Annotated in this window: 15 protein-coding genes and 1 tRNA gene; 6 read left to right on the top strand and 10 right to left on the bottom strand. The window is 56.6% G+C overall.

Annotated elements, in window-relative coordinates:
* Positions 1-2: 2 nt before the first annotated feature.
* The gene (locus tag Q675_RS20070; RefSeq protein WP_023010277.1) at positions 3-1,442 is read right to left on the bottom strand and encodes a cytochrome ubiquinol oxidase subunit I; all 1,440 of its coding nucleotides are present in this window, start codon (positions 1,440-1,442) and stop codon (positions 3-5) included.
* Positions 1,443-1,626: 184 nt separating this feature from the next.
* Here Q675_RS20070 and Q675_RS20065 point away from each other — a divergent pair, with 184 nt between their 5' ends.
* Together Q675_RS20065 and Q675_RS20060 are read left to right on the top strand one after the other, a co-directional pair.
* On the top strand, positions 1,627-2,256 hold the full coding sequence (locus Q675_RS20065) for a class I SAM-dependent methyltransferase (RefSeq protein ID WP_031210921.1): 630 nt from the start codon (positions 1,627-1,629) through the stop codon (positions 2,254-2,256).
* An 89-nt stretch (positions 2,257-2,345) separates the two neighbouring features.
* Positions 2,346-2,432, top strand: a tRNA-Leu gene (locus tag Q675_RS20060).
* A 107-nt stretch (positions 2,433-2,539) separates the two neighbouring features.
* Here the strand turns inward: Q675_RS20060 and Q675_RS20055 are convergent.
* Both Q675_RS20055 and Q675_RS38260 read right to left on the bottom strand, forming a co-directional pair.
* Complete coding sequence (locus Q675_RS20055; RefSeq protein ID WP_023010275.1) at positions 2,540-3,274, bottom strand: THxN family PEP-CTERM protein; 735 nt, start codon at positions 3,272-3,274, stop codon at positions 2,540-2,542.
* 196 nt (positions 3,275-3,470) lie between these two features.
* The gene (locus Q675_RS38260) at positions 3,471-3,620 is read right to left on the bottom strand and encodes a hypothetical protein (protein WP_014421453.1); all 150 of its coding nucleotides are present in this window, start codon (positions 3,618-3,620) and stop codon (positions 3,471-3,473) included.
* Positions 3,621-3,768: 148 nt separating this feature from the next.
* Here Q675_RS38260 and Q675_RS20050 point away from each other — a divergent pair, with 148 nt between their 5' ends.
* Complete coding sequence (locus tag Q675_RS20050; protein WP_022991241.1) at positions 3,769-4,560, top strand: enoyl-CoA hydratase; 792 nt, start codon at positions 3,769-3,771, stop codon at positions 4,558-4,560.
* On the opposite strand, the gene Q675_RS20045 is transcribed toward Q675_RS20050, so the two are convergent.
* The 3 genes from Q675_RS20045 to Q675_RS20035 are packed head-to-tail and all read right to left on the bottom strand — an operon-like array spanning position 4,561 to position 6,767.
* On the bottom strand, positions 4,561-5,055 hold the full coding sequence (locus Q675_RS20045; protein WP_022991242.1) for a DUF192 domain-containing protein: 495 nt from the start codon (positions 5,053-5,055) through the stop codon (positions 4,561-4,563). It abuts the gene before it with no gap.
* The gene (locus Q675_RS20040; protein ID WP_022991243.1) at positions 5,052-5,813 is read right to left on the bottom strand and encodes an ABC transporter permease; all 762 of its coding nucleotides are present in this window, start codon (positions 5,811-5,813) and stop codon (positions 5,052-5,054) included. The genes Q675_RS20045 and Q675_RS20040 overlap by 4 nt, the downstream gene beginning before the upstream one ends.
* A gap of 33 nt (positions 5,814-5,846) precedes the next feature.
* Entirely contained in the window at positions 5,847-6,767 is a 921-nt protein-coding gene (locus tag Q675_RS20035; RefSeq protein ID WP_023010274.1) for an ABC transporter ATP-binding protein, read from the bottom strand.
* Positions 6,768-6,867: 100 nt separating this feature from the next.
* Between Q675_RS20035 and Q675_RS20030 the strand changes: the two genes are divergently transcribed.
* Positions 6,868-7,350 (top strand): hypothetical protein, encoded by a 483-nt coding sequence (locus Q675_RS20030; protein ID WP_023010273.1) that lies wholly within the window; start codon positions 6,868-6,870, stop codon positions 7,348-7,350.
* 40 nt (positions 7,351-7,390) lie between these two features.
* A complete protein-coding gene (locus Q675_RS20025; RefSeq protein ID WP_022991245.1) occupies positions 7,391-7,687 on the top strand; it encodes a hypothetical protein in 297 nt (98 codons plus the stop codon).
* Here Q675_RS20025 and Q675_RS20020 read toward each other — a convergent pair.
* From Q675_RS20020 to Q675_RS20005, 4 genes are all read right to left on the bottom strand, one after another.
* On the bottom strand, positions 7,680-8,258 hold the full coding sequence (locus tag Q675_RS20020; protein WP_227499478.1) for a hypothetical protein: 579 nt from the start codon (positions 8,256-8,258) through the stop codon (positions 7,680-7,682). The two genes, Q675_RS20025 and Q675_RS20020, sit on opposite strands and share 8 nt — an antisense overlap.
* A gap of 165 nt (positions 8,259-8,423) precedes the next feature.
* The gene (locus tag Q675_RS20015) at positions 8,424-9,890 is read right to left on the bottom strand and encodes a PhnE/PtxC family ABC transporter permease (protein WP_014421458.1); all 1,467 of its coding nucleotides are present in this window, start codon (positions 9,888-9,890) and stop codon (positions 8,424-8,426) included.
* An 18-nt stretch (positions 9,891-9,908) separates the two neighbouring features.
* Positions 9,909-10,559 carry an ATP-binding cassette domain-containing protein gene (locus tag Q675_RS20010; RefSeq protein ID WP_014421459.1) on the bottom strand — a complete coding sequence of 217 codons (651 nt, stop codon included), beginning with the start codon at positions 10,557-10,559 and terminating at the stop codon, positions 9,909-9,911.
* Entirely contained in the window at positions 10,559-11,440 is an 882-nt protein-coding gene (locus tag Q675_RS20005; RefSeq protein ID WP_014421460.1) for a putative selenate ABC transporter substrate-binding protein, read from the bottom strand. The genes Q675_RS20010 and Q675_RS20005 overlap by 1 nt, the downstream gene beginning before the upstream one ends.
* 167 nt (positions 11,441-11,607) lie before the next feature.
* On the opposite strand from Q675_RS20005, the gene senB reads away from it, so the two are divergent.
* Entirely contained in the window at positions 11,608-12,573 is a 966-nt protein-coding gene (senB, locus tag Q675_RS20000; RefSeq protein WP_031210917.1) for a selenoneine biosynthesis selenosugar synthase SenB, read from the top strand.
* Positions 12,574-12,592 lie beyond the last annotated feature (19 nt).

Raw genomic sequence — 12,592 nt, 5'->3', positions numbered from 1 at the left:
GGTCAGTGCCCCCCTTCGTTAGCCGGTTTTGCCTGATGAACGCCGTGTGAGCCGGATTCAATCTCGAACGGCACATGGGCCGCAGAGAACGGACGGGCAGGGCGATCAGAGGCATGCTCTTCATCGTCAGCATCTTCAAGACCAACGTAAAGCACCCGCATGAGGTAATACACGCCGGCACTGAACACCAGGGCATAGACAACGATATAGCCGATCAACGTGAACAGCGCCATGCCACCGGTAAGCGAAGGTGTTACCGATTCGGCCTGGGTCATCATGCCGTACACCAGCCAGGGCGCCCGACCTACCTCGGTCACAAACCAGCCGGTGAGCACGGCAAAGAAGGGCGCAATACTCATAAAGCGCATTCCCTGCAGATACCAGCGGGTTTTGTAGAGGCGGCCACCGGCGCGCAGAACCAGGCCTGCGACCGCAAACAGAATCATCAGCACACCAATGCCGACCATAATCCGGAAGGACCAGAACACAATCGCCACCGGTGGTTGCTCTTCGACCGCCACTTCATTCAGACCCGGCACTTCGCCATCCCACTCGTGGGTAAGAATCAGGCTCGCCAGACTGGGAATGCCAATCTCGAAATGGTTGGTCTGGTTTTCCTGGTCGGGAATGGCAAACAGCAACAGCGGCACATTGCGGGAAGTTTCCCAGTTGCCTTCCATGGCCGCGACCTTCGCGGGCTGGTGCTCCAGAGTGTTCAGACCATGGAAGTCGCCTACAACCGCCTGGGCCGGGGCAATGAACAGCAACAACCACAGGCACATGGATAGCGCCTTGCGATTGGCTTCGACCTCACGCCCCCGCAACAGATACCAGGCACTGACACCCGCCACCACAAACCCACCGGTAAGGAATGACGCCAGGGCCATATGCATAAAGCGATACGGGAAGGACGGGTTGAAGATAGCCTCGCTCCAGGAGACCACATGGAACACGCCCTCACGGAATTCGACACCGGCCGGTGTCTGCATCCAGCTGTTGGCTGCGAGAATCCAGAAGGACGAGATAAAGGTGCCGGTAGCGACCATGATGGCGGCGAACAGATGAACCCCGGCGGGTACCTTGTCGCGGCCAAACAGCAGCACCCCCAGGAACGCCGCCTCCAGGAAGAATGCGGTGATCACCTCATAACTCAGGATGGGGCCGAGGAAGTTGGCCGAGGCCTGAGAGAACGCGCTCCAGTTGGTTCCGAACTGGAATGACATCACAATGCCCGAGACCACGCCCATGCCAAAGACCACAGCGAAGACCTTGGTCCAGAAGCTCGACAGTTTGGTCCACACCGGATTACGGGTTTTGAAGGCGAGGCCCTCAAGTACCGCGATGTAGGAGGCTAGCCCGATGGTAAACACCGGAAAAATGGCGTGAAATGACACCACAAACGCGAACTGGATTCGCGATAGGATGAGAGGATCTAGTTCCATAGGAACCTCCGGTAACTCGCACAAGTCATAACAAACGGGTCAGCGAACCCGTTCAGCCGCTGCCATAGTTTATTTTGTTATGTTGTTATTACCGGCAGATGATTACGATGCTACGCAAATCGTAGCAGATTTCGATAGGGCAGTTTGTCGCACCCCTTGATATAAAACAATTATGGTGAGCCAGATGAGCTTTTACGAGGAACGAATTCTCCCCCACATCATAGACAAGGCCTGTTCCATGGGCCAGGTGATGAAGCTGCGCAGCCAGGTGGTTCCGCAGGCCCGGGGCCGGGTACTGGAAGTGGGCATGGGCTCTGGCATCAATCTGGAGTTCTACAACCAGGACCAGGTTGAGCTGGTTTACGGCCTGGAACCCTCAGAAGGCATGCGCCGAAAAGCGCTACCCAACCTGCAACGTTCCCCCATAAAAGTGGAATGGCTGGACCTGCCGGGGGAGAAAATACCGCTGGAAGACAACAGCGTAGACACCGTGCTGCTGACCTTCACCCTCTGCACCATCCCGGACTGGCACGCCGCGCTGCAGCAAATGAAACGGGTACTCCGGCCGGGCGGTAACCTGTTGTTCCTGGAGCACGGCGAATCCCCCCAAGACGCCATCCGCAAATGGCAACACCGAATCACACCCGGCTGGCGCAAACTGGCCGGTGGCTGCCACCTGAATCGCCATATAGCGGATCTGATCAAGGAAGCGGGCTTCGAAATCCAGGAGCTAGAAAACCTCTACATCCCCAAAGCGCCCAAAATCGCGGGCTACATCTACAAGGGCAGGGCGACCAAGCCGGTGGAGGCATAGAAAGCGTATTGAAGAGCCGCCGGGAAACAGAATTGCGTTACGCCACCGGCCCTTATACAATTCCGCCCTTCAAGAATCTCCCCTCCGATGCCCGGATGGTGAAATTGGTAGACACAAGAGACTTAAAATCTCTCGGCCACAAGGCCGTGCCGGTTCGATTCCGGCTCCGGGCACCATTCTTTCGAGTGAAAAACGTAGTTTTAGCGCTAGCCTTTTTGGTTCTCCAGAAAGAAGAAAACCGCGCCCGTTTCCAGCCGCGGTTTCCTAATCGTTTGCGTGGCTATCAAGCAGCCTTAGCCATCCGCTTCCTCACACCAAATCCCAGCAGGCCCAGGCCCAGCAAGGCGAGGGTAGAGGGTTCTGGCACGGAAACCGGCCGTGAGGTAATGACACCTTTGAGTGTAGCGTCATTGTCCATCCGCTCCATGGTCCAGAATTCACTGGCCAATGCACCGCTGTAGAAGAAACCTGAGATATCTACAAAGTAGTTAACGCCATCAATCAGGAAGGAATCAGAGGCGCCGACGTTGAGCGCGAAGGTCACTCTGTCTGCGCAGCCATTCGCGTTAACACCTAGACCATTTCTGCCGCCATCTGCACAGCGCCAATCATTGTTGGGTGTTTCCCAATGTTCGAACTCAAACACGGAATATACGGTTTCCGCCATACCATCTATGGTCAGGTTGGTTTCGACGGTCAGCTGGGCGGTATTCAGTGAGGGTTCGTAGATGGGCCAGTTGAAATGGGTAAAGGTACCCAAGTCAAAGTCTGTGTTTTCATTGATGTTTGCCGGAAGAGGGGTGTAGCCGTCGAAACGGTATCCGCTTTGTTGGTCTTGCTGGTTGGCCGGATTGCCCCAACGGATTTCACTGGTTCCACCACCGGTTACGGCAGGGCTTCCGGGGTTAGTGGCGGTCCAGATCCCGCTAACGCTGGTCAGCTGAATCACCGCGGCGTGGGCGGATCCTGCGGCAAACAAGGCCACGGCGGCGCTGGCGATCAATAGTTTCTTATTCATGGGTGACACTCCCTGTGGGCTTCGTCATTTGTTTACCGTCGCTCGAAGGTGTAATTCCTGAGCTCCGGTAGACAATCAGCAACAGGGGTGCCTGATCTTAAAAACTGCCCGTTTAACAATATGAAAGGAGTGTCACCTTTGCGGCTGGGTGATATTTGATCAGCTGCATTGTAAAAAAAACGGACATACCCAGAGGCTAACGATCCGGGCTGTCCTGTTCTGGCAGGGGCTCAATGCTGTTGATGTCGCCGGTGGGGGCGGCCGGTTCATCCTTGATAATCACGACGATACCGCCAACGATAATGGCAAGACCAACAACGGCTTTGAGCAATGTTGAGCGAGACATGCATCACCTCCTGTGTCGGGTACATGTTATTACCCTGAGGGCATTTCCTGGCATTGCAACCATACGCCGAAGGTCGGTTCGACATAGGCGGCGGCCTTGGGAATACTGACACCAAGAAATATCCGATAAAAACCAAGGGGAGTGTTGTATGACGGCGGCATCTGATGAACTGGTGCGACTGCACGCTGAAAACGGCGTGGCCACAGTAACCCTGAACCAACCGGAGCGGCGTAACAGTCTTTCGATGGCCTTGCTGGAAGCGCTTTCAGAGGTACTTGAGCAGATCGCCGGGGATGGCAGCGTGCGCGTGGTGGTACTTGCCGCAGCCGGCAAGGTGTTTTGTGCGGGGCACGATCTTCGGGAAATGCGGGATCAGTTCGACAGTCACGATTTCCAACTGCGGCTGTTTCAGCAGTGCAGCAGGGTGATGCAGCAGATTGTGAACCTGCCCAAACCGGTGATTGCCCGGGTTGCCGGTGTGGCGACCGCCGCGGGTTGTCAGCTGGTGGCCAGTTGCGATCTGGCGGTGGCAGAGAAGGGCGCCCGTTTTGCCACGCCCGGCGTGAACATTGGCCTGTTCTGCTCCACGCCCATGGTGGCCCTGTCCCGCAATGTCAGCCGCAAACACGCGATGGAGATGCTGCTGACCGGTAAGTTGATTGATGCGGCCCGGGCAGAACAAGTCGGGCTGATTAACCGTGCAGTAGAACCGGGAGCCCTGGATGAGACGGTGTACGGCATGGCCGCCACCATTGCCGGAAAATCCGGGCATACCCTGAAAATTGGTAAAGAGGCGTTCTACAAACAGCTGGAAATGCCGCTGGCTCAGGCCTATGACTACACGGCCAAGGTGATGGCGGAAAACATGCAGGCGAATGATGCCCAGGAGGGTATTTCCGCGTTTCTGGATAAGCGGGACCCAGACTGGCAGCACAAGTAATCAGGGTTTGCAGGGGCTGGCCTGATCCCAGATCAGACGGTCTCCGGCTTCAATTTGCCGGCTGCTGAAATAACCGGCGTTCATTTCCACGGCGTGCCAGTAGGAGGCGCCAGCGGGGTAGCTGGGACAATCGTTGCTGCGAGATGATGCACAGGGGTGCATCTGGCGAATGCTGACGATAACGCCCTGGTTATCCAGAAAGGCAATGTCCAGGGGCAGGAGAGTCTGGTACATCCAGAAGCCTTGCTCCGGGCTGCGCTCATAATCATAGCTGAACAGCATGCCGGCGTTTTCTGCCAGGGCTTCCCGGCCCATCAGGCCTTTCTGGCGGTCCTGGCTGTTGCTGGCCACTTCCAGCACCACCGGGTGTTGCGTTGTATCAGTGACGAAACAGGCCTGGGCCACCGGCAGGTGCGAGGAATCTTTGGCGTCTGCCGAGCCGCAGCCTGCAAGCAGGGCGCTTAAAACCAGCAGGGCAAGATGGCGAGCGATCATGAGCGCAGACGGTAGCCGGTTTTGAAGATCCACCAGACGGCGGTCATGCACATGGTCAGGAACACCATGGTCATACCTACACTGATGCCCACGTGCACATCGGAAACCCCGTAAAAGGCCCAGCGGAAGCCACTGATCAGGTACACCACCGGGTTGAACAGGCTGATGGTTTGCCAGATCTCGGGCAGCATGTCGATGGAATAGAAGGTGCCGCCCAGAAACACCAGTGGGGTCACAATCATCATCGGCACAATCTGCAGCTTCTCGAAGCCATCGGCCCAGATGCCAATAATGAAGCCGAACAGGCTGAAGGTCATGGCCGTGAGCACCAGAAACGAGAACATCCAGAACGGATGCAGTATTGAGTAGTCCACGAACAGCTTCGCGGTGGCCAGGATAATCAGGCCCAGTATCACGGCCTTGGTGGTCGCGGCACCCACATAACCCAGCACGATTTCCACGTAGGATACCGGTGCAGACAGCACCTCATAGATGGTACCGGAGAATTTCGGCATGTAGATGCCGAAGGAGGCGTTGGAGATGCTCTGCATCAGCAGTGACAGCATCACCAGGCCGGGAATGATGTAGGCCCCGTAGCTGATGTTGTCGATATCGCCCATGCGGGATCCGATGGCTGAGCCGAATACCACAAAGTACAGGCAGGTGGAGATAACGGGCGATAGCACGCTTTGCATGACCGTACGTTTCATGCGTGCCATCTCGAACTTGTAGATTGCTTTAACACCGTAAAGATTCATTGTTCTCTCCGTGAGGACCGTTCGGGCGGGTGGTTACTCGTGCACCAGGCCCACGAATATCTCTTCCAGGGAACTCTCCCGGGTTTGCAGATCACGGTACTCAATGTCCAGATCACCCAGGGTACGAAGCAGTCGGGCCACGCCGGCCTGTTGTTGCTGAGAGTCGAAGGTGTAGATTAGCTCGTAGCCGTCTTCTGAAAGCTCGATTGGCTCCAGGGTGAGTTCCCCGGGCAGCTTATCCAGTTTTTGCTGAAGCTGCAGGCGAAGTTCTTTCTTGCCCAGCTTGGACATCAGGCGGTTCTTGTCTTCCACCAAGATGATCTCGCCCTGGCGGATAACGCCAATGCGGTCAGCCATTTCTTCCGCTTCTTCAATATAGTGGGTGGTCAGAATGATGGTGGTGCCGTTCTCGCGGAGTTTGCGCACCATCTCCCACATGTCACGCCGTAGCTCCACATCCACTCCGGCGGTAGGTTCATCCAGGAACAGAATGCGCGGTTCGTGGGACAGCGCCTTGGCGATCATCACCCGGCGTTTCATACCGCCAGACAGTGACATGATGCGGTTGTTGCGCTTGTCCCAGAGGGACAGGTCTTTCAGAACCTTTTCGATATGGGCAGGCCTGGGTGCCTTGCCGAACAGACCGCGACTGAAGGATACCGCATCCCAAACGGTTTCAAAGGAGTCGGTATTAAGCTCCTGCGGTACCAGGCCGATGGCCTCCCGGGCTTTGCGGTATTGCTTGACGATGTCGTGGCCGGCGGCTTTGACCTCGCCATCGCTCTTGTTGACGATGCCGCAGATGATAGAGATCAGGGTGGTTTTACCAGCACCGTTGGGGCCGAGCAGCGCGAAGATCTCGCCGGGGTAGATTTCCAGGTTGACGTCTTTGAGGGCCTGGAAGCCATCTTCGTAGATCTTGTTCAGGTGCTTAACGGATATGTCCGGTTGCACGGGCGTGTCCTGTTCTGTTGGTGGTAGACCAGAAAGCCGCACATTTTCTCATGCTGGCAGCAGTTTAGAAACCTTTGCTATGTCGGGAATTATCCCCATAATGCCGGTTTCAGATCTGGTTGTGAGGCAGGGTATGGTACGAACCATCGTGGTTCCGGGTTTAGTGTTGGCTGCAATTGGGGCTCTGGCGTTTGGCCCACAGTGGCTGGAAACCGCCGGCACCGCCGAGGAACGGCCAGAATGCGACCTGCTTTCCCGTGCCTGCACCTGGGAGACCGACGAAGGCGCCTGGCGAGTGGAACTCAGCACGCTCGAAGAAGGCGATCAGGGCATGGAATACCGGCTGGCGATTACCGTACCGGAAGCGCCGGACCGCTTTCTGGCGGTACTGAGAGGGCAGTCCATGTATATGGGCGAATATCCGGTACCCATGGAGCGCCAGGAGCCCCTGAGCTATCAGGCAACCTTTACGGCTCCGTTTTGCACGACGGGCGCGGAGATGATCTGGCGCATTGACCTGCAGGATGGCCAGAAAGTATTGGAAAATGTGCCCTGGGCACTGGTGTTCCGGGCTGAGAAATAGTTAAATCCCGTCAAATTTCGATGACTTCCAGGGAACAGTGATGGATTACGGGGAAAGCGTTCAGAAGGTGCTATTGCGGAAAATTCGCAAGGCCGAGCAGGATCTCGTTCAGCTCAAGCTGGATTACTGTCGCTTCGTGTTCGGGCTGACCCACCGGGCTACAGTGTCAGCCAATGGCCAGTCCTGGGTAGTGCGGGCGGTGGATGTGGAATCCATGACTTACACCGATGATGGCGAATTCACCAAACCAGCAATTACCGGGTCACCTGCCAACGATGATTCCTGCCGGGAGGCCGTTAACCTGGGCAGCGACTGGACTCTCGAAACCGCTAAATAAACGCGTTCCTGGTCACCGCCTCGTAGAGGCTCGAGTTGGCAGGCACATAATGGTTGGCTTGCCAGAATTCCGCACCTTCCAGCCCGGCACGGTAACACGCCATCAGCACGCTGCTACCGGTAAGCGTCGAAATAGCCTGCAGCGCCTCTGGCTGCCGAATACCCGTCTTTCGGCTGACAATGCCCGCAACCATACCTGCCAGCGCCTCAGAGTGGCGAACGGGTTTCGGGCTCAGGGCGCAGCTGGCACCGTAGAGCCAGGCTGCAGCATAAGTACGAACCGCCTCTGGCGATTCTGACAGTACCAGGCCTTTCACCCGGCAATCCCGCTCCTGCAATCCCGCCAAAATGTGCAATTGGGTAAAGAGTTCAGTTCGATCCGGTGCCGTCATGCCTTTGTAGCGACGCGCTTCATTGCCCGAACTGGCGACCCTGCGCGCGGAACTCCCGGAATTATCGGCTTGCGGATCGGCGCCTGCGGCACCGGCTGGAACAAAGGATTCTGTCCGGGACAGGGTAAGCACCCGCGCGGCTAACAGCGCCAGCAGGGCAATCAGCCCCAGTTCTGTCATTGTAACCAATCCATTGACCATCGTGGTATTCCTCTGAAAACGGAGCGACAAGCTGAATCATCGAGTGATTGTAACGTTGTGTAACCGGTAGGGCAGTGGGCAAACCCCGAAAATGGCACTGAAGACCGGTTTAGCTTTGAAAAATGTGATGCCAGTCCCAGGGGATCAGCAGGTGGGCATGGTCTGAAGGGCCAGTTTGCGACGAATGAAACGGCCCAGGGCGTCGACACCAATGTTCAGCAGAGCGGTAATCAAAATCAGCACCATGGCACGATCAAAACGAATATTCTGAATGGCACTGTCGACGTAAAAGCCGAGAGTGTAGATGCCAAGGATGCCCAGTATCGCCGTTTCGCGCATGATGATTTCCCAGCGGTAGAACAGGAATGCCAGGAATGAGCGGTAGATGCGGGGCACCAGTTCCCAGCTGTAGCGGGAAAAACCCACCGGAGCGTCCGGGCGCAGGTGAATGGTGTTGGTCTGCCGGCCTATCAGGTGGCCGATAATGCCACCGTTGTGCAGGGCCAGAGCCACCACGGCCGGCAGCATGGAAGGCCCCCACAGCTGCAGCAGAATATAGGCAAGAATGTATTCCGGTGTGGATCGGGCGATCACCAGAAACACATGGCCGGAGGTACGCCGCACCGGGCCACCGAAATGATTCGAGATCAGGGGGAAGGCCAGCAGGGACAGAATGCCGGTGGCTACCAGCGCTATCTGGGTTAAGACCACGGTGTTCCAGATGCCTGGCAGCGCTTCAGTTATCATTACATCGGATAACCACGCCCAGATAGCCGCAAGCCCTTCGCCATCCCGGATCGGTGAAGGAATGATATCCTCCGTAAAGAAGCGCTCCACGTTGCCCCAGACAATGGGCAGACCGTCCCCAAGAAAAAAGGGCGCTGCAAGAATATAGATCGGCAGTAGTTTGGGGCGAACCCATAAGGGCATGGTGGCGATCAGTACATAGAACAGAATCAGCATGGCGCCGGCATCTGAGTACAGACCCTGGGAGAACGAGGATTCCAGGTAGAAACCCAGAGTCGGTAGCCCCACAAAGCCCAGGATGGCAGAGGAACGCAGGCCACACTCGAGTCGGTAGGCCGTATAGGTGCGCATCTGAACCCAGCAATCAGGGATACGGGCATACAGAAAGGCGGCAATGGATGAGGTTCCCGGTGGCAGCAGACGGCCCGGTTCCTGGTCTGCCTCTTCCAGGATTTCCGAATAGACCTTGGCGAAGATGCCGGAATAGGGAATGGCAATGGCCAGCACACCCGTGAGCGGGTGGAAACCGAAAAACTGGAGAAAGATCAGCGCCCAGAACAGCTCATGGATGGCGCGGATAAAAGCGCAGAAGATTCGTACTGGCAGAAAGCGGTACACCAGCGCCAGCAGGAAGCCGCAGATACTCCCGAGGGTTACACCCACAAAGGCAAAAGCTACGGTCCGCAGCAGGGCAGTGAGCAAGCCTTCGGTACTGAAAAAATTGGGTGTGGCTACGCCCAGGAAGAACCGGCCAAGGTCCTGCCAGGGGTTGGCAGTGGTGATGGCAATGTCCGCAACCAACAGCCCGAGCAACGCAACGGCAAGAAAGATAAGGCTGGCTCGTACGGTCGGATAGGCGAACATGCTGAGAGTCGGTGCCTGTCAGTAGAGAACGGAAATGTCAGCGGCGGTCAGCTCACTGGCCGGCTGGTCCAGGGCAATCTGGCCGTCCTGAATACCGATGATGCGGGTACAGTGTGCCAGAGCCATCTCCACATCGTGCAGGGCAACAATACTGGTGGTGAATTGATTGGTAAGCATGGTCATCACCTGCTGGGCCATTGGCCCGTCCAGGGCGGAAATGGGCTCATCGGCCAACAGAGTTGGCGCCTGCCGATAGAGTGCCCGCGCAATGGCCACTCGTTGCCGTTGGCCGCCAGACAGTGCTGCCGCGGGAATCCAGAGTTTTTCTGGTATACCCAGTTTGGTCAGTAACGCCCGGATGGCGTCTTTGTCCCGCCGGAACGGACGGATCAGCGTAAGCGTGTTGTACCAGGTGGCATGCTGGTCCAGTTGCCCCATAAACACATTGTGGAAGACAGGAAGGGCATTGACCAATCCCAGGCCCTGGGGAACGAGTGAAGCCTTGCCTTCGAGCCGGTCATAAAGCAAGCGGATAAGCGTGGATTTGCCGGCACCACTTTTGCCAACCAGACCAACGTGTTCCCCTTCATTGATTCGGAAGGAGAGCGGGCCGATAACCCGCTCTCCATCGAAACTGGCGGTCAGGCCATGGAAATCAAAGCCTGACATCAATCGAGAATTCCGATGTTTTCCGCTGTTGCACGAATGGGCTCGTAGTCGTCATTGGACGCCGGAATGAAGCCGGAGCGGGGGAAGCTCTCCAGCAAGGCAGGATCGTCCAGCTTCAGCAGGGCTTCGGTGACCTTCTGCTTGAAGCCATCACCAAAACGCTCGTCGACATCGCCACGGATGGTCCACTGATAATCCGGGTAGGAAGGTGTTTTCCAGATTACCTGAACGGAATCAGTATCGATGTTGCCGTTTTCCAGTTCTTTTTCCCAAACCTGGAAGTTCAGGGCGCCCACTTCATAGGTTCCGGCCTCGACCAGGCGAAGGGTACGGGTATGGTTGCCACTGAAACCAACCCGGGAGAACAGGGAATCCGGCGCTTCATTGAAGACATCCCGAATGTAGAACTCCGGCATCAGGCGGCCCGAGGTCGAACCTTTTGAACCGAAGGTAAAGGTTTTGCCGCGCAGTTCGTCTTCCAGCTCATCCAGGCTGTCGGCCGGCTGAATTCCAGTGCTCGTGTTGGCGATAAAGTAGGTCTCGAAGGCTTCGTCTTCAACGCCTTGAGCAATGGCTTCGGAACCCGGAACCAGTCGACGGGCCTGAACACCAGACAAGCCCCCAAACCACGCCAGTTGTACCTGGTTGTTGCGGAAGGCCGATACCGCAGCGGCGTAGGATTTCACCGGGATGTAACGCACCTCAACATCCAGTTGCTCCTGAAGATAGTCAGCCACGCCACGAAAGCGCTCGACCAGTTTGGTTTCATCTTCATCCGGAATGGCGGTGAATACGAAAGTGTCTGCCTGAACGGTGGTTGCCGCTGCCAGCGAAAGCAGGCCCGTCGCCAGCCATTTTCTGAGGTTGCTGATTGCCATCATGAATCATTCCTTTGCGAGGTGGGGTTTGGTGAAAAACGTTGCCATCTACTTGAAAACCCAGTCAGGATAACGTGATTTCCATCAAGTCTGAACCGGTATACGAGGGAAGGCTTTACCTGGCGCAGTGCCACAGGCAGAATTTTTCAAAAACAGAACAAGTGAACGCCATGCGATTGACCATAGTAACTCCAGCCGGCCCGGATTCGAAAGCAGGTAATCGGGCCACCGCACTGCGTTGGCAGAGTCTGCTGGAAGCAGCCAGTCATCAGGTGGAAGTGGTGACAGAATACCAGCGCCAGGAAACGGACTGCCTGATTGCCCTGCACGCCTGGCGAAGTGCTGACGCGGTTAAGCGGTACCGGGAAACATGGCCCGAGAAACCTTTGATCGTGGTACTTACCGGCACAGACATATACCGCTTTCAGCACGAGTTTCCGGACATCACATGGGCCTCCATGGACGCCGCTGATCTGTTGATCGGGCTGCATGATCTGGTGGCCGAGGATATTCCCGAACGCTACCACGACAAATTGCTGTGCCTGCGGCAATCCGCGCCCAAGCCGTCAGTGGCGGGTAGCGCCCGGGCAGAAAAGGACCAGTTCCACGTTTGCGTTATTGGCCATCTGCGTGACGAAAAGGATTCTCTGCGTGCTGCCTGGGCCTGCTACCACCTTCCTGAGCAATCCCGCATTGTGGTTTCCTGCGCCGGCAAGGCCCACAACGAGGCGTGGCGGGAAAAGGCGCTGGAAGAAAGCCGGTCCAATCCCCGGTTTCATTATCTGGGTGAGTTGGACAAGCCAAAGCTGGAGCACCTGATGGCCGTGAGTAATCTTATGGTGATCAGTTCCATCATGGAGGGTGGGGCGAATGTGGTGTCGGAAGCCTGTCGGGCGGGCTTGCCGATTCTTGCCTCTGATATTCCCGGCAACCGTGGTTTGCTGGGCGATGACTATCCCGGCTGTTTTCCGGTTAAAGACGATAAAGCACTGGCGAGCCTGATGTTACGTGCGGAAACCGACGCGGAATTCCTGGCGGAACTGCGAGCGAAGGTAAATGCCCTTGCGTCTGGATTTACCCCGGAGAGCGAACTGGAAAGCCTGGAACTCGCCCTGGTCAGATGCAAAAAAGGGTAGGCCGACGGGCCTACCCCTT

Source organism: Marinobacter sp. EN3, from assembly GCF_000475315.1.
In the GTDB taxonomy this organism is placed as follows: Bacteria; Pseudomonadota; Gammaproteobacteria; order Pseudomonadales; family Oleiphilaceae; genus Marinobacter; species Marinobacter nauticus.
Note: the sequence above shows the minus strand (reverse complement) of the source record. Positions and strands in the feature narration are given on the sequence as shown.